17 protein-coding genes are annotated in these 17,144 nt (G+C 46.9%); 3 read left to right on the top strand and 14 right to left on the bottom strand.

Annotation, left to right across the window (positions count from 1 at the left end):
• The first annotated feature begins 36 nt into the window (after positions 1 to 36).
• Together ACWQXP_RS16095 and ACWQXP_RS16090 are read left to right on the top strand one after the other, a co-directional pair.
• Positions 37 to 333, top strand: a complete 297-nt coding sequence (locus ACWQXP_RS16095; RefSeq protein ID WP_454063888.1) for a hypothetical protein — start codon at positions 37 to 39, stop codon at positions 331 to 333.
• Positions 334 to 494: 161 nt separating this feature from the next.
• Positions 495 to 722, top strand: coding sequence for a YgaP family membrane protein (locus ACWQXP_RS16090; RefSeq protein ID WP_454063887.1), 228 nt, complete (start codon positions 495 to 497; stop codon positions 720 to 722).
• On the opposite strand, the gene ttcA is transcribed toward ACWQXP_RS16090, so the two are convergent.
• Both ttcA and nth read right to left on the bottom strand, forming a co-directional pair.
• Positions 708 to 1,628 carry a tRNA 2-thiocytidine(32) synthetase TtcA gene (gene ttcA / locus ACWQXP_RS16085; RefSeq protein ID WP_454063886.1) on the bottom strand — a complete coding sequence of 307 codons (921 nt, stop codon included), beginning with the start codon at positions 1,626 to 1,628 and terminating at the stop codon, positions 708 to 710. The two genes, ACWQXP_RS16090 and ttcA, sit on opposite strands and share 15 nt — an antisense overlap.
• Positions 1,629 to 1,690: 62 nt before the next feature.
• Positions 1,691 to 2,398, bottom strand: coding sequence for an endonuclease III (nth, locus tag ACWQXP_RS16080; protein WP_454063885.1), 708 nt, complete (start codon positions 2,396 to 2,398; stop codon positions 1,691 to 1,693).
• Positions 2,399 to 2,706: 308 nt separating this feature from the next.
• On the opposite strand from nth, the gene ACWQXP_RS16075 reads away from it, so the two are divergent.
• Positions 2,707 to 3,495: a sulfite exporter TauE/SafE family protein gene (locus tag ACWQXP_RS16075; RefSeq protein WP_454063884.1), complete on the top strand. Its 789-nt coding sequence runs from the start codon at positions 2,707 to 2,709 to the stop codon at positions 3,493 to 3,495.
• A gap of 29 nt (positions 3,496 to 3,524) precedes the next feature.
• On the opposite strand, the gene ACWQXP_RS16070 is transcribed toward ACWQXP_RS16075, so the two are convergent.
• The 12 genes from ACWQXP_RS16070 to mazE form a co-directional block, all read right to left on the bottom strand.
• Positions 3,525 to 4,586, bottom strand: a complete 1,062-nt coding sequence (locus tag ACWQXP_RS16070) for a potassium channel family protein (RefSeq protein WP_454063883.1) — start codon at positions 4,584 to 4,586, stop codon at positions 3,525 to 3,527.
• Positions 4,587 to 5,264: 678 nt separating this feature from the next.
• Complete coding sequence (locus tag ACWQXP_RS16065) at positions 5,265 to 7,070, bottom strand: SLC13 family permease (protein ID WP_454063882.1); 1,806 nt, start codon at positions 7,068 to 7,070, stop codon at positions 5,265 to 5,267.
• Between the two features lie 535 nt (positions 7,071 to 7,605).
• Positions 7,606 to 7,830, bottom strand: a complete 225-nt coding sequence (locus ACWQXP_RS16060) for a hypothetical protein (protein WP_447969789.1) — start codon at positions 7,828 to 7,830, stop codon at positions 7,606 to 7,608.
• Between the two features lie 674 nt (positions 7,831 to 8,504).
• Positions 8,505 to 9,548, bottom strand: coding sequence for a class I SAM-dependent methyltransferase (locus tag ACWQXP_RS16055; RefSeq protein ID WP_454063881.1), 1,044 nt, complete (start codon positions 9,546 to 9,548; stop codon positions 8,505 to 8,507).
• A gap of 212 nt (positions 9,549 to 9,760) precedes the next feature.
• Positions 9,761 to 10,105, bottom strand: a complete 345-nt coding sequence (locus ACWQXP_RS16050; protein ID WP_454063880.1) for a hypothetical protein — start codon at positions 10,103 to 10,105, stop codon at positions 9,761 to 9,763.
• A gap of 130 nt (positions 10,106 to 10,235) precedes the next feature.
• Positions 10,236 to 12,053, bottom strand: coding sequence for an ATP-binding protein (locus tag ACWQXP_RS16045; protein WP_454063879.1), 1,818 nt, complete (start codon positions 12,051 to 12,053; stop codon positions 10,236 to 10,238).
• A 131-nt stretch (positions 12,054 to 12,184) separates the two neighbouring features.
• The gene (locus ACWQXP_RS16040) at positions 12,185 to 12,583 is read right to left on the bottom strand and encodes a phage holin family protein (protein ID WP_454063878.1); all 399 of its coding nucleotides are present in this window, start codon (positions 12,581 to 12,583) and stop codon (positions 12,185 to 12,187) included.
• A 180-nt stretch (positions 12,584 to 12,763) separates the two neighbouring features.
• Entirely contained in the window at positions 12,764 to 13,570 is an 807-nt protein-coding gene (locus tag ACWQXP_RS16035) for a carotenoid biosynthesis protein (RefSeq protein ID WP_454063877.1), read from the bottom strand.
• A 45-nt stretch (positions 13,571 to 13,615) separates the two neighbouring features.
• Positions 13,616 to 14,602 (bottom strand): hopanoid-associated sugar epimerase, encoded by a 987-nt coding sequence (gene hpnA / locus ACWQXP_RS16030; RefSeq protein WP_454063876.1) that lies wholly within the window; start codon positions 14,600 to 14,602, stop codon positions 13,616 to 13,618.
• 243 nt (positions 14,603 to 14,845) lie between these two features.
• On the bottom strand, positions 14,846 to 15,736 hold the full coding sequence (locus ACWQXP_RS16025) for a polyprenyl synthetase family protein (RefSeq protein ID WP_454063875.1): 891 nt from the start codon (positions 15,734 to 15,736) through the stop codon (positions 14,846 to 14,848).
• Positions 15,737 to 16,164: 428 nt separating this feature from the next.
• Positions 16,165 to 16,521 carry a type II toxin-antitoxin system PemK/MazF family toxin gene (locus ACWQXP_RS16020; RefSeq protein WP_454063874.1) on the bottom strand — a complete coding sequence of 119 codons (357 nt, stop codon included), beginning with the start codon at positions 16,519 to 16,521 and terminating at the stop codon, positions 16,165 to 16,167.
• Positions 16,518 to 16,745, bottom strand: a complete 228-nt coding sequence (gene mazE / locus ACWQXP_RS16015; protein ID WP_454063873.1) for a type II toxin-antitoxin system MazE family antitoxin — start codon at positions 16,743 to 16,745, stop codon at positions 16,518 to 16,520. Before mazE ends, ACWQXP_RS16020 begins: the two co-directional genes overlap by 4 nt.
• Positions 16,746 to 17,144: the final 399 nt, after the last annotated feature.

Genomic DNA, 17,144 nt, shown 5'->3' with positions numbered 1-17,144 from the left:
TGTGCCATCGTTTCATTCTTATCGGAAATAGCCTGCATGCAAGTAACGGTTAAGAAGTTGTTAGATGCATGGGATTGGAAACCCATTAAAAATTGTCCTGGACGGTTTACGTTATGCAGGACGGTCTCGGTCTTGTCTTTTACGGACCTTTTAGGGTCTGAGCAACAGATACAAAAATTTTGTAGCCCACAAGCAAAAGATGAAGTACTTGTTGTGAAGCTGAAGGACGGAGGACTGATTACGTATTCCCGCTTGGATGGAAACCTTATACACACACTGAATACCGAGGAAGGATTTCATCGAAAGCTTGCTCAACTCAAAATTACCCTGTAGCTCTCCAGATAGGAATGCGTGCCACACGCTGAAGGGCAGCCATTTTCAAGTATAGAGACCTAGTTGTCTCATGCCATGTGACAAAGAATCCTAGAAATGTTTGATTGGAAGAAGAATAAATAGAAGATGAACGAAAAAATCCTCAAGAGAAGGAGGTCACTATGACGAACAAAAAACGCCGCATTCATGATGGGGTTGCTGGAGCGATACTCACTCTTGGTACATGGCTTGGGTACGCTGTTGATCCGCATTGGTTGTTGGTACCTGGGGTTTTAGGGGTCACGCTTCTTCAAAGTGGATTCACGGGGTTCTGTCCGGTCTACTACATTCTTGACAAGACGTGTCCTTTCGAACCAACTGAAACGTTGGCAGATTCATCGAGAAGTTGAGGGACGTAGAAGGTTAGGAGGGTCGAGCAAGTGTGGAGTTCCTGCGCCTATATCATCTGGCTCTTCCTGCTTTCTTAAGGTCGAAAAGTCGAACAATTTGTGATCAAGAAGATGTTCCGGCAGGACATTCGAAAGCGATGCAAAGATCGTATCTTTGCATCCGGGAAATCGTTCTTCCCATTCACTGAGTAAGGTTTTGACTTCTTTCCGTTTCAAGTTTTCTTGAGAACCACATAAATCACAAGGAATGAGTGGAAATTTCCGCAGTTCAGCATACCGTGCTAAGTCGCGTTCTTCCACATTCGCAAGCGGTCGGATAACGACATGTTGGCCATCGTCTGAGACTAATTTGGGCGGCATCGTTCTCAGTTTTCCTCCGAACAACATGTTTAACATCAGTGTTTCGATCAAATCATCTCGATGATGGCCTAAGGCAATTTTCGTTGCACCCAACTCAGAGGCAACCCGATACAGGTGACCGCGTCGAAGCCTTGAACAGAGGGAACATGTTGTTTTGCCTTCCGGAATGAGCTCCTTCACCACTGAGTAGGTATCGCGTTCTTCGATATGAAAGGGGACACCGCATGTTTTGAGGTAATCGGGCAACACGTGAGCGGGAAACCCCGGCTGTTTTTGATCGAGATTGACAGCCACAAGATCGAATTGAATCGGAGCTCGCGGACGGATGGTCAGCAAAACATCAAGTAACCCATAACTGTCTTTTCCGCCTGAAAGGCAGACCATCACCTTATCGCCTTCATCGATCATGCTGTAATCCGTGATCGCTTGACCCACTCGACGACACAGACGAGTTTGGAGTTTTTCAACTTCGCCAGAGAGTCTTTCAGATTGACTGGCGACGGAAGACTCGTTGATTTGTTGGTTCATAGCGGAAAACGCATTCATGATGAAGGATATTCTACCTTGTGACTCATTGAAAGATATAGGGAAATGATTAGTCTCGAGTTTTACCTTTTCATACGAGTTCGTGTTGTTCGTTTTGGTGCAGGGACTTCCTGAGTAGGATACGGACAATACTGATTTATTGGGCACTCATCGCACTTTGGCTTTCTCGCAAGGCATATTGTTCGTCCATGGGTTTGAAGCAGATGGCAGAAACGAACTTTCTGCTTGTCCGCGACGATCGGATTGAGATCAACTTCGATCTTGTCCGGGTCTTTTTCGGCAGTCAATCCCAACAACTGTGTAATGCGGCCGACATGTCGATCGACACCAATAGCTGGTTGCCCCATCGCATTTCCCCGAAGCACATTAGCCGTCTTTCGCCCGACTCCCGGTAATGAGAGCAATTCCTCCAATGTCTCAGGCACCGTTCCTTCAAAGCGAGAGACAAGCTCACGGCAACACTTTTGTATGGCTTTGGTTTTGTTTCGGTAAAACGTCACTTTTCGAATTTCTTCTTCAAGTGTGGAGGGATTCACCTCTGCCCAGTCTTGAGCCGTTCGATACTTTTCAAACAATGGAGCGGTGACCTGATTGACTAAGATATCCGTGCATTGCGCGGCTAGGATGAGCGCAATCAACAGTTCAAGCGGATTCCTGAAATTCAACGCGAGTGTCGTATCAGGATAGGTTTGATTCAGCGTTTGTATAATCTTAGAAATCCGCTGCTTTTTCTTGATAGGCGTCTCTTGTGTTAGGGATGAGCTTGTCATAGATTTGAAAGAAGGCGTGGGTTACTCACGAAGTCCATGTTGATGGCCTGCACGGGCCATCATGTATGTAAGAGCAGATTGAGTATAGCATGAAGCAACAGGATTCAAGACTTTCGCTACCGACCCTTCAACATTAAGACGCGAAAACATTTGAGTATACGATGAAATACTGCTATAGATTTTTCTGTCATTCCATTAATCACAAAACGAGTTAATCGCTTGAATGACGGTATTCGCAACATAGACGATTCTGTTGTTCTCCCTCCTTGGTTTTTTCATTTATCTGAACAGTTTAGAGTGTGCATTTTATGATCTCCCAAACAATCCTGGCTGTTTTTTCAGGAGGCATCATTGGTCTACTCATGGGAGCCACTGGCGGGGGAGGATCACTCATTGCGATTCCACTGTTAGTGTATGTCGTTGGGATTCCTGTTCAACATGCCACCGCCATGTCACTCGTAGTGGTCGGCTACTCTGCGGCCTTTGGAGCCTGGCAGCAAAGTCGTCACGGAAAAGTGAAAGGGCGTGCGGCTGTGGTCTTTAGCAGTACAGGGATGGTAGGGGCATGGTTAGGGGCACAAGGTCATAAACTCGTCCCAGCCGATGTCATCCTGATGATGTTTGGAGTTCTCTTGCTCATCATCAGCATATGGACGTTGCAGGCACGCATTCTCAAAACTGATCAGCATGTCGACATGGATTGCGCACAACACTTTTCATGGAATTGCGCAATCAAAGCTATTGCCATTGGGTTCGGCATTGGATTACTAACGGGGTTCTTTGGTATCGGAGGAGGATTTGTCATTGTTCCCGCTCTGATGTTCGTCTTAGGATTTCCGATATGGACTGCTGTCGGAACATCATTCTTTATTATTGCGTTGACATCAATCGGTGGGATTATTGGACACCTTGATGTCAATCACATCAAAATTGAATTAACAGGATTGGTCATTCTCGGCAGTATATTGGGGATGATGCTTGGAACTCATGTGTCCAAAAAAATGAAAGAACGAACGCTTCGGCGAGCCTTTGCTATCCTGGTAGGGCTGATAGGGCTGTTTATCATCATTGATAATAGTATTCGTCTTTTTGCATAGCGTATGCCATATCCACTGTGAACCGAAACTCAATCAATAGGTGCTTGCTTCAGCAAGAGTAAAACATCCCCTTTTTCGAGATACTCATTTTCCTTAAATTCCCAGGGCGAAAAAGAACTCCCTTGACGAAACACACATAACAGAACATCGGGCTTGAGATCGGCTGGTGTCTTTCCAACATCTTCGTCTCGTATGGCCTCTTCGACAAGGTTCACTTGCCCGCCTGCCGTTAAGAGATCCTCCATATACTGAGCCATATGTCGCTGATTGACCGCCGCCGCGAGTAAGTACCCCCCATATGTCGCAGGAGAAATAATACGTTGAGCCCCGCCTTGCCTGAATAGTTTAACGTTTTCCTGCTCTTTCGCACTCATAATCACGCGACAGGTCGGAGTCAAATGACGAACGGTCAGGAGAATGAGCGCATTCGCATCATCGCGTCCTGCTGAAATAATGACTGCCTGTGCCTTACGGACGAGCGCCGTGTCTTTCAACAAACCTTCCCGTGTGGCGTCGCCTCGAAGAGCTGCGACGCCGAGTTCCATAGCTGCACGAACCCGGTCATCTTGAGGATCGATTACCAGGATCTGATCTTTTGGTGTCCCTTTGGCTAACAGCTCTTTGACGGCAGCATTCCCTGTATGTCCGTACCCACAGACAATAATGTGTTGGTCCAGATTTGCGTGAAGTTTTGCCATACGAAATCCCTCTGAAAATTGTCGAAGTGCAAGTTGATAAGCCGTTCCGAGAAACAGAATCCAGATAAAGATGCGAACCGGGGTGATGACGAGTGCGTCAATGAGGCGTGCGCGAGGCGTGACAGGAACGATATCACCGTATCCCACGGTCGTAATCGTCACCATGGAAAAATAGACAATATCGACAAGGGATACCTCGCCGTCGACTTGATCATTGAGTCCATCCCGATCTAACCACAAAATGCCAAGTAACGCCAATAGTAGAAGGGCCACAAGCAGCATTCGAATCATCAAGGTCCGTCGAGGATTCAAATCTTCTGGCATAAAGACGACGCGTCGCCAGGACGTGCTCAAGGGTTCAGGTTGTTGTGATGGAAGATGTTCTTGTGCCATTACCAATAAGATTTCATGAAAAGAGAAGAAGTGGTAGAAAGGTTATAGCCGATTCAAATAACTTCTGCATATTTGAAGTGAGTAATCGCGCGAGCTTGGCGACCTGTCATTGACACCTCAGAGGGAAGACTCGGTTCAACCTTGCATGCCGATTCGGATCTCCGTCAAGTAGACAATGATCGTCGCCAAGGCGACCTGTCATTGACACCTCAGAGGGAAGACTCGGTTCAACCTTGCATGCCGATTCGGATCTCCGTCAGTAGACAATGATCGTCGCCAAGGCGACCTCAAGTCGACACCTCAGGAGCGGAACCACGTTGTACCTCAGTTACCTATTAAGGTTACGCGGGATCACACCACAATCGTCGCTACCAAGACACCTGCAACCCCCATGATTCGTTTGCCGAGTGCGTCTCAGTAAGAGTTGGACTGACAAAGAGCATTATCGTATTACGCGTTCGTGGCCTCTAGGCCACCTATGATCACCATATTCAGTAACCCTACCGATTCTCAGTACAAATTGAACCGACAAGGCCAGTGGTGCGTTGAATGTTCGGGGCCTAGGCTCCCTGAAACGTATTTGGATTCGCTATAACATGTAAGCGAAAAGTATAAGACTCCTCCAAAGTAAGTCTATGTCACGAGCGCCTTCTTCTCTCCATTTTTCCCTTACGATAGTTACAGCGGCCAGGCCCACATGAGCGTAGGAATCGACACGACGACAATGAGAATTTCTAAGGGTAAGCCCATTCGCCAATAGTCTCCAAATCGATAGCCTCCAGGCCCCATGACGAGCAAATTATTTTGATGCCCAATGGGCGTCAGAAACGCACATGATGCCCCAATGGCGACAGCCATCAAAAACGGGTCTGGATTCACACCAAGCTCTTGAGCGAGCGCCCATGCGAGTGGGGCCATGACGACGGCGGTTGCGGCATTGTTCATAATGTCCGATAGGGTCATAGTCAGAATCATGATCAGCGCAAGGATCGCCACTGGCGGAAACCCAGCAGTAATACTGACTAATGATTCAGCAATGACCGAGGTGGCTCCACTGCTTTCTAACGCATTCCCAATGGGAATCATCGCCCCGATTAACACGATCACCGGCCAATCGACTGATTCATAAATATCTCGTGGTGGCACCATATTCATCATCACCATGATCACCGCGACAAGCAATAATGCGATTGGTAAGGCTAACAACCCGAACGTCGCACTCACGATGGCGAGACCAAAGATTCCCGCGGCAAGCCATGCTTGCGACTTCCCTCCAATTTTCAACCCTCGTTCAGCCAGAGGAAGACAGCCGAGCGCCGAAATCACTTCAATCACCTGCTCTTTTTCTCCCTGCAGTAACAACACATCTCCGGCACGAAACCGAAATGATTTTAGTCTTCCTCTATAGGGTTTGCCTTGACGCGAGACGGCCAAGAGCATAATGCCAAAACGTGAACGAAGTTGCAGTGTTTCCGCCAATCGCCCGACTAACCATGAGCGATTAGGAGGGATCACAGCCTCCATCATCACCTGATCTTTGGGGATGATTCGTTTGGTATCGACGTTTGCAGATTCGTCTTCATGTGTTTGGGCTCCAGCTAATTCAAGCTTCATTGTTTCCACAAATTTCTTTATGCCTTGTGGGCCAGCTTCAATGACCAGAATATCACCTTCTTGAAGGCCTTCTCGCCAAACAGCACCTCTGATCGATTGGTCTTCACGCACTAAACCCACGATGAGTGCTTCAGAATCTTCGGTGATTTTTTCTATTTCCGTCAGCGATTTCCCAATCGCTTTTGACTCTGCCGTGACCAGAACTTCAGTAATGTAGTCTTCTATTTTAAATAACTCTTGTGGGGCACTTTGGTTACGTCGAGCTGCTGGAATAAGGTGCCAGCCAATCAAGGTAACGAAGAGTAGCCCAAGAAAAGCCACAATAGCTCCGACGGGAGAGAAGTCAAACATCGTAAATGCAGATCCGCCCACATTTTGGCGATAGGATGCCACAATGATATTTGGTGGTGTGCCGATCAATGTCACCATCCCCCCCAAAATCGTACCAAACGCCAAAGGCATCAAGACAACGGCGGGTGAACGTTTGGCCTCTATCGACGTTTGAATCGCTACCGGCAGGAGGAGAGCAAGGGCGCCAACATTATTCATTATCGTAGAGAGAATGGCACCTAGTCCTGCTAAGGCAGCTATGTGAAGGGAAGGAGAGTGGAGAGCAAGTTTGACATAACTGGTGACGAAATCCACCGCACCAGTATTGCTGAGTCCTCGACTGATAATTAGTACTGCCGCAACCGTAATAGTGGCTGGATGCCCGAACCCGAGGAAGGCGTCACTCGATGAGACCACACCGACAGTAACAGCAATCATGAGAATTCCAACGGCGACGACATCATACCGCCATCGTTCCCAGATAAAGAGGACAAACACTCCTCCTAAGAGACTTAACAATATTATCTGGTCAGATGTCATAGTCTCATCCTTCTTCGATGGCTTATGATCGTAATTAACTGAATGTGTGCTTGTGCACGCACCAAGAAGTCTCTAGTTGTCTGAGGGGCGGGACGATAGGAATTTCTCTCTCGTGGGGAGTTTATGATGTCTGAGACGTGACAGCAACTATCTAAAGAAAAAAAATCGAAAATCTACGTTCTGTTCAATTCAAGCAACCTCCTAATAAACTAGTTAGTCCACGATGACTGAGGCTCATAAACTCATTATTCTACATGCTATAGCGAATCCAATTAATTTTCAGCTTAGGATGAAAGTTAGCCCAGGCGACGATTGCTCCTTAGGCCCAAGACAGTTTGGGTTGCACGTAGCAATGTTCTATTGGAATGGCCAGAAGGCGTACAAGGAAAACAAGGAGAGGCTTCTGCAGCAAACATCCGAGTCAGATTGAATGCTGAGCAATAGACCGCAAGCCAAGAGAGGAAGAAAGGAAAGACGCGCCGCAACGTTTGTACGCCACCAGCTTTTTCAAGAAAACGATATTCTACACCTGTCGTCAGGCTGACAGGCGAGCCACAGGAGTCCTGGGTGCCCTGCGGAGTCGTTTGCGAAACGGGAGGACCTCTGCCTTAAAACCAGAACGGTGACGGTTAATTGTTGGATCAACAAGGTTTCCGCACATCACACACCTGAGCGCCTTTATCCACAATTCACCGGGGCCACCTTTAATGTCTAAACAATTATCCACAACCATGAGTCCACTACAACGGGTACAGTTCATGTTGACCTCCTTCTGTTTGAAAGCCTCCTGCCTTCTTGTCGTTCTTCCATCACTTCCGACTTATTGCATCATGCATAAGTTAACGAGAAGTCATTGGATTTCGCTCTAGCCATTGATTACGACAATCATAGCTTATGCATCACTCATGCCAAGAGGGGAAGACATAAAGCGCTTTTTTTGTCGAAACGTCCGTTGAACTACCAAATTGTCAGCTTAGAAAACGGAACGCGATAATAAAGGCGGGATAAATTGAGAAAAAATGCGGGAGAGTCCGAATGAAAGATAAACTGTAGTTATGAACATGTTGTGACACTGTTGCCACATCTAGCGGAATAAAATATAAAGGAATCGTTATAAACTGTGTCAAAAAAATTAGTGTTTCGTATTATGACACACAATAGTAACAAGAGGATAAAACAAATTGGCAATAAAAACAAGGCTTCGTGTGGTTTTTTTTGGCAGTCTGTTGGAATAATTGACACTATAGCGAATCCAAATAAGTTCCAACTGAGGGCGAACGAACCCCGCGCAATTATTCACTGCCAACATCGGAAGGTTATACCCGCTTGGATATACTGCCAATGATTGACGTTTTCTATCACGTATTAGATATCAACATTGTACGAGTTGGCGCTTTATCGTTTCGGTAGAACTGAAACGGCTATAGGCTCACATCAAAGGTGTAGGGTCAGGCCATCAGGTACTCCAACAGTTTTAAATATTTGAACATCGAAACAACTCCCTAAGTAAGCCATACTGGTTAATTGTTCAATCTCCATATGCGCATGATATTTCTTCTGAGTCCTGGATTCATACTGGTCAATACCAATGCTTTTTAACCATGTCCCTTGCCGGCTGCTTCCCACATAGCTAAACCCTGCATTAACTGCAGCCTGTTTGAGAGCCGTAAAATCCACGTCTGCTGTAAGATCTTGTTCTCCAACAGCGTCGAACGGGTCAAACGTTGGTTTTTGGGAGCGAAACGACCTCAGAGTCCCATTGAGCTTCTTATAAGAATAGAGGTCCGCTGCTTCATCACCATAATCAATAAACACGACATACCCTTTTGACACTACACGTTGTATTGCGCAGAGAAAATCATCAAGATCTAGACAGATTTCTGCAACTTGCCCACGGCCAAGATTGATATGTTCATCTTGAAGACGTTTAGCTAATAGAGGCGTAGAAGGCTGGCGAGGAAGTTCCATCAATTCTCTGTCATCATCAAGCCCAACATACAGTTCCAGGAGCTCCCCCGACCCATCACGCATGACTCGATGAACCGGCAGCGCATCTAACACTTCATTTCCAAAAACAAATGTTGGAGCCGGCGAAAGAGTCTCCAGACTGTTAAAAGTGGTAATTCCTCTCTGTTTCTGCTGTTCCCTCAGCGAAGGACTTGTTTCGATAATAATGTAGTTATTGACTGGAGATGACAGAAACGAGAGAACATTTGAAGCAAGCTCACCCGTCCCCCCTCCAAACTCTAATACTCTCAGAGGTTCACCGATGAGTGCCTCTGCTTTCTGAATCGCCTGCGTCAGGGCAAAGCCAAAGGCTGGAAACATCGCATTTGTATTAAACTCTCCTTCTGGACGACCAATTAAAGGACCTCTTGTATAAAACCCATATTCAGGATCATACAAGGCAGCGGTCATAAATTCATGAAATGTGAGAGGTCCGTTCTCATCAATTCGAACCTTTAATTGATCGCTCAATACGGTTTGATCGCGAAAGGATTTGACGGGTTCTTCCCCCTATGTTCTTAAAGGTTTGTTCGTTAAATCAACGACTTTCAGGGCCAAAAAAAGATTCATATCTACGCTGAAGCTTTAAGGGCAATCAAGATTCATCAAAAAAAAAGGAAGAACCCCACATAGGAGCTCTTCCTTTTTATCAGCACACTATAACGAAAAAAAGACGGTCGACGTTACTTAATTACCGTAGACTTTGCACCACCAGGATTGATGTTGACCTTGTTGAGAGGCCCTTCAACTTCCGGCAATCGCCCGGCACCCATTGACTTCTTCACACGCTTTCTATTTGGGTCGGAAACATCATTCATCGCTGCGAGCTCACCTGGCATGCTCGAACCGCCAATGTTCGTCACATTTCCTTGACCTTGATCGTTAGCTGTCGCTTGCCCCGTCGCTGGCGATTTGCCTTTTGCAGGATAGCCGGGATGCTTAGGAAGCAAAGCTGGGTTGGCACATGCTAGAGAAACTGCAAGTAGGGTGGCACCCATTGTGCCAAATACAATTCCAATCGCTTTCATAAGTCCGCTCCTTTGTTATGGACAACAGGTTAACAACGGAAAAAACTTTATAGAGAGTACCTTCATCTACGTTATAAGGAAGGCTATCATATTCCTAATTCAACGGCGCTGTCAAGGCAAGAAACAACCATTAGGCTGTCCGCCCGCTTGGCACTCGTCTCGGCCCCCTTCTTCTCCCTCGATTGTAAGGAACTCGCGGACGTAAAGCGGGCATTTGCAGAGTCACCGTCGTTCCCTGATCCGGTCCACTTGTAATGTGAATTTGTCCTTGATGTTCCTCAACAATTTTTTTGACCATGGCTAATCCCAATCCGGTTCCAGACCGTTTTGTCGTAAAATACGGTTCAAATACTTTATCGGCATGTTCAGGTGGGATAGGAATACCATCGTTTTCAATCGTAATGCCAATATGATTTCGTGGTTCTTTCAGTGAGGCGACTGATACACGCAAATGACCACCGGGTGACATGGCTTCTAGAGAATTCTTGAAAATGCTGAGAAATGCATGCCGCATTTTGGCCTCATCCCATCGCACTTGAGCTAGCCGTGAAGGGTACTCTTTACTAACTTCAATACGATTGATGCGAAGATCGGTAGAAATCAATGAAAACGCATGGTCCAAGAGGTCGGGAACCCGACACAGCCGCCGATCAAGTTGGAGAGGTTTAGCAAAATCCAAAATTTCATGGAGAATGGATTCGATACGAATTAAATCCCGCATGGCCGTTTCGATTCGAGTCTGCGAGTCAAAATCCAACGTGGCTTCGACGGTAATCTCCTCGAGTTGCGCACGAATAAATCCCATAGGTTCTCGAATTTCCGTCGCGAGAAACGAACTGACTTCATCGAGCGCGACTCGCCGTTCCTCACGACGTATTGCCGGCTCTGATATTTCCGATCGATGTTGGTCAACCGGTTTTCCACTTGCAGATTTTTGCTCTGAAAGAATCCCCAGTTGTGCTGAAGGATCTTCAAATAATTCCACCAACTTTGTCGTAAGGGGCTCCATTTGTCCCAGTTGAAACTCATCCGGTTCATACTGCGAGGGAGATTTTGAAGCCAACGTCACCGTTCCCGCCACTCGTCCTCTCACGAAGAACGGAACAACGACCGTCGAAGCAAATCGATCCTTGTACAATTGTTTGTAATCCTGGAAACGGCCTTGCGTCGAAGCTAAATTGTGATCACAGCGAGGCTTTCGATGTCGGACGGTCCATCCTGAGGCCGACTCATCCAAGAGCAATCGCTGCCCTGGAGCAAGGTCCCGCTTCACATTTCCGACACCGCCCAGCACCTCTAATGTTGCGGCAATCGGATCATAAATGGTCACCCAGGCTCGCTCGAACGGAGGGGAGTCGCCTATCTCACTGAGTAGCGTCGTCACTCGTTCTTGAATAGTGGAGTTTGAGTACGACCGAGGCTGGTGAGCCTGAGTACCGTCTCCATCAGTGGCCATGGGTTCCTGGGCAACCAATGGACGTCCGAGAATCAATGAAGTACTAAAGAGTCCAGCCTTGACCAGCTCCTCTGTCATATAGGCTCTCGCACGTTCCACTGCTGACTTGTCGCGCTTTAAAAGCGTCGTGCTTTCTTTTCGACCTAACACAATCGTCCCGTAAATACGCCCTCCATGCTTTAACGGCACACCTAATAAGACTTTACTCCCTGGAGTGATCATTCGAAGTCGAAGCGCCTTATTGAGGTCTGCCTCTGAGAGTTGTCCTTTTGATCCCACTTTTCCCCATTCGCCAGGAGACAGCGTCCTGAGGATTGCACGAATCTCGCGCGAGGTGAACCCGCGTGAGACTTGAGGAAGAAATGGGCCTCCCTCGTTTTCGATAATCGCGACCAGCACGGCTTCCATTCCAAGTTCATTGACCGCCGACGTGAGAATTTTCTGCAACGTACTTTGCTTGGTAGGCAATGATGTTTCAACGGAACTGGGCATAGAATCTCTCTCCTTTATCGGCGTACGTGCTCTTTGTAACTTTTTAACGATGGCCGTCAATTGTCAAACAGATTGTAGAACCTATCACTGACGCCTCTGTGAGTGAAATCGTAAAACGTCATGATCAGGCGCTAATTAATATGGCGTATTTTTCGCCTTGGACTTGTCATCGCGACTTCAACATGACCACGCTCTGAAATCCAGATATTTAATATGGCACTCACAAGGCTGATCAAAATGGCTCCCCCAATAGCTGGCCAAAACCCGTCAACCGAAAACCCTTTGACAAAAAACGAGACAACATGCAACAGGAAGGCGTTAATCATCACCATAAAGAGCCCCAAACTCAGCAAGATAATCGGGGCCGTGAGGATATACAGTAATGGTCTGACTAATGCATTCAAAAATGACAGAACGACTGCGGCGACAATGCCGGCCAACAGACTACGCATTTCTATCCCTGGAATAATATAACTGGCAAGAAGAACAGCTACGGCGGTGATCCCGCACCGAATCAAAAACCCACGCATCGTTTGTTCAATTGAATCCTCTAGTGAGTAAAAATATTCTGTCTGCCCAGTCCGGGCACACAACTTAAAGAATGTTCATCATAACGGGGCTTCCGCACAGGCTCAAGCTATTTCCTATCTCAAAGGCCCTGGTCACAGCGAATTTTGGTGTTACATGGAAGGGGGTTGCAGTATGAACCTTTAGCGATCTGTTGCAATAGGCATTGGGGCCTGACCAAAGATTCTAAATGTGATCAGCAATGAAATCGGCAGATAGATCAAACAGCCAACTAACCCGATCAAGGTCTCGCCTATCAAAAAAGTGACGAGTAGGTTAAACAATAACACCAAATAGTAGAGTCCGACTCCTAAAAGGAGATTTCCTCCCACCTGTTGTTGCGGAAGCGAAATATCGAACCAATGATGGCGGTCTGCCACACAATACAGTCCAATAGATAAGAATCCGACCGTCGCCCACCCCAAGAAATTCTCAAGTGGAACCCCAAAGTACACGCCGGGATGTGTGTAACCATAAATAAGCCCCAAGAACCAACGGTCCCCGCGAAGAGCAACGGGATCAATCACAATATCAATAAACATCATAAAGAGCGTGGTCAACATGACCACCGGCCAGGATGTTCGATCCTGCACATTGAAATCCCACTCGGACACCACACCCGCATGACGTACAGATAACACAAACGTCAGGGCCAAACAGTAACTTGCATACAGGAGGAAGGTGAAAGAGAGGGAATCCATAAATGGGATATTCGAGAGGTACAATTCCTGTCCAATCGTCGATCCCGTGTAATAGTAGTCCCCAAAGGGGAATCCGTTGCGGGTGGAAGAAAACTCACATAGAAAGGCAATCACCCATGTGAGACCAAACATCCACGACGTTCGCCTCCAGCCTAAGAGTCGAATCGCGGAAAACAACGACATGCCCAGAAACAGAAAGACGTACGGACGAAGGAGCACGGTCTGTATCAGTAGTGAGAAAAATTCCATAGCACAACCGGCAAACAGGATGAGGGATTGGAAAGAACACGGTATCTAGGCATAGCCATTCGTTCGAAACCATTGCACGGCATGTTCCAACGAGCGTTCAATCGGCGTTTGCGGAATATCAAGTTCACGAAGGGCCTTCGAACAGTCGTAATGCATATGATACTTCGCCATACGCACGCCTTCTAACGGAATTCGTGGTGTTTGATGTGTCACATAATCAGCCAGCCACTTATTCATATGTGCCAAAGGCAGCACCGCACGCCAAGGAAGTTTGATGCGTGGCGCTTTGACACCAGTTAGCTGACTCAATATGTCACAAATTTCTCGAAGCGTGAGATTACGGTGCCCAAGGATATAACGTTCACCCACGCGACCACGTTCCATGGCTCGAATATGTCCAATAGCCACATCATTCACATCAATAAGGTTCATTCCAGTTTCGATGTACGCCAACATGCGACCAAGCATAAAATCCACAATGATCTGACCGGTAGGAGTCGGCTTCACGTCTCGTTCTCCGACAGGAGCGGAGGGATTCACAATCACAACGGGAAGTCCGGCTTTTGCTAATTTCAACACTTCTTGCTCAGCTAAATACTTCGAACGCTTGTAATCTCCAGCCATTTGCGAGAGCGCAACCGGGGTATCCTCCGTTCCCATCCCGCCTCCATGAGGAAGACCAATCGCCCCAATCGTACTGGTATAAACAATTCGCTCGACACCCACATCCCCTGCGGCTTGTAGCAAATGCTTCGTCCCATCAACATTCACACGATAAAAGATCTCGGGATTCTTTGCCCATAGCGCATAATGAGCTGCGACATGGTACAGATGCTGACAACCATCGAGTGCCCGACGAAGCGATGAGACATCTTGCAAATCCCCGACAACAGACTCAACCTTCAGGCCTTCCAAGTTTTTAAGATTGCTCTCATGACGGACCAAAACCCGAACGTCCGTCCCAGCTGCCAGAAGCGCACGAGCCACAGCTGCACCAATAAATCCCGTTGCTCCGGTCACGAGGGCTTTCACAAAGACATCCTTTGGATAAAAGGATCATGCATCAACAGTCGCGTTTCTTTCATAAGAGTCGGGGGTGGCAGGATCGTTACGAAGCGTCATGTCGAATGGATCAGAATGCCGAAGCGGTAAATCTCGATCGATAGGCCATGGCCGTGTACCAACACGAAACTAACAAGTATCTTTGTTGGGATGACTCCTGGATATTGTTTTTATTCGAGATACGATAGACGTGCAACGAGATACGCGGTTTTTCTAATTTCGTCGATGAACCACATAGTTCGCCAACGATCGAAGAGGATCGGCTCGATCATCAAAATCATCCAATCGTCGTAACGCACGACTGATACAGTCCTCAGCAAGGTCCCGTGCCCCATCGATTCCATAAAACGAGGGGTAGGTTTTTTTCCCGCGCTTGGCATCAGTCCCTGCATCCTTCCCAAGCTCCTCCCGTGTTCCAGTCATGTTTAACACATCGTCCGCAATTTGAAAGGCCAGACCAATATCTTCGGCATACCCCGTCAAATTCTCTAACTGAACCTGTGTCGCCCCACCCAACAGACTGCCAATTCGAACCGCGGCCCGAATGAGCTTCCCGGTTTTGTAATTATGTATCGTTTGCAAAGTGATCAGGTCGATATCCTGATTTTCTGCCTGAATATCCATAACCTGCCCACCCACCATGCCATCGTGACCGGCTCCAACAGCAAGTTCATACATCACTTTGACCTGTCTATCTGGCGAAATCCCAGAATTCAATGAAGGCTGGCTGCACAATTCAAAGGCCATGGTCAGTAACGCATCGCCTGCCAAAATGGCCAGACCATCTCCGTAGACTTTGTGATTGGTCGGACGCCCTCTCCGATAATCATCATTGTCCATGGCCGGAAGATCATCGTGCACAAGCGAATAGGTATGAATAAGTTCAAGTGCCGCTGCATAGGGCATAATGAGCTGGCCCTGACACCCAACAGCTTCTGCGGCGGCAAGTGTGAGGATGGGCCGGATACGCTTCCCTCCACCCAGGAGACTGTATTGCATAGACTCATAGAGCGTTTTCGCCAGAGGATTTCCGGGAGGGACAACCTGAGTTAAAAATGTATCAATCTTTTCTTGTTGCTGCTTGAGATAATCTTGAATATCCACAGAAATCCTAATATAAATTTCGGGTGTGTTGTATCTTAACCATTTATCACGGAGGATATACGGTCCTTAATGATACTTAAAGAAGTCATCCTAACAGATCGCCGTCCCTATCCTGACTTCTAAATATTCCTTAACGGCTCAACTCGACAGACTCCGCTCTCTTCCACAGTCATTACTTGGACGACGGACATCCAGACGTCTTATTAAAGAGAAAACACGAATAATTAATGGATTTCGGGAGGCGTCAAGCAGACACCGAGCGTATCAAAGAGGTTTTTCGGTGTCAAACTGAGCAAACAAAGATAGATGGCAATTCCGCTGCTCGGGGTTTTTAGGCATTAGTGTAAGCTTCCCCGTATCGAAGGTAGTAAAATAACAGCACTTTTAACTAAAACACCATTTTAATATTGAATGACAATACAACTTCTCTAATCAAGTTTGAGGTCAAACACAATCCCCAGTGCGGCTTTTATTGATTCCCAATAGCGTTTTTCCAATGCGCCTTGTTTGTTCGTGATCCGCGTGACATCGACGACCCGAAGTTGTTTTACATTGACATGACGCTCTTTATCCAGCCCGTTGCTTTTGGTGGCTTTCAGATTGACGACAAATGGCCAGTCCTTATGCCCCGGCAGGATGGGCGCAACAATTATTGTGCGGGAGCCTTGATTCACGACATCATCTTGCAGAATTAAGCAGGGCCGTTTTTTCTTGGTTTCAGCTCCGCGCGTGGGATCGAGATCAACCCACCGAATTTCAAATTGCCGGTAGGCCGACCCGCTCACGGTTCCAGCCCGTCAGCAAGCGTCTCATCCCATTCAGAGAGTTCTTTCTGATAAACGGTATCTTCGGCTTCTTCCTGATTGGCTTGCAAGATTGCTTTCTTGAGTGAACGCTTCTTTTCCTGCAATAACAGGTGATTCACATAGGCACTCTTATTGTCGCCCCCAGCTTGCTTTAAATAGGACAAAGCCTCATCTTCTAAAGTAAAGGTGGCTCGATGAGTCATGGTTCATACTCCTTTATCATATGATTTTATCATATAATATCGTATGACAAAAGATATTTCTTTAGGCATTAAAACTGATTTAAAAGGGTGCGCGACTCTTTTTTAGGCTTTTTGAAAAGCGTTGCATTTGAATCTGAGATTAATTGTTCGGCAACTTTTTGAGGGATCCGAGAATGATGTAGTTGGAATTTAATTATGGGAAATTCCATGTAATTAAATAAGGTGTTCAGATATTTTTCGTCCTGCTAATCCTTTTTGATACAATTTGTTATTTTCTAAATCACCACGACGGCTCTCGACCCCAAGCGGAGGTAGCAAGTCTGACACCGTTGCGACTCTGCTACTTGTTGCATGGTCGTCTATAGCGCTAATCCTGACGATATGATGCGAATTCATGGA

This window comes from Candidatus Nitrospira salsa, from assembly GCF_965152625.1.
The sequence above is the reverse complement of the archived record's forward strand: the minus strand, read 5'-3'. Positions and strand labels throughout refer to the sequence as shown.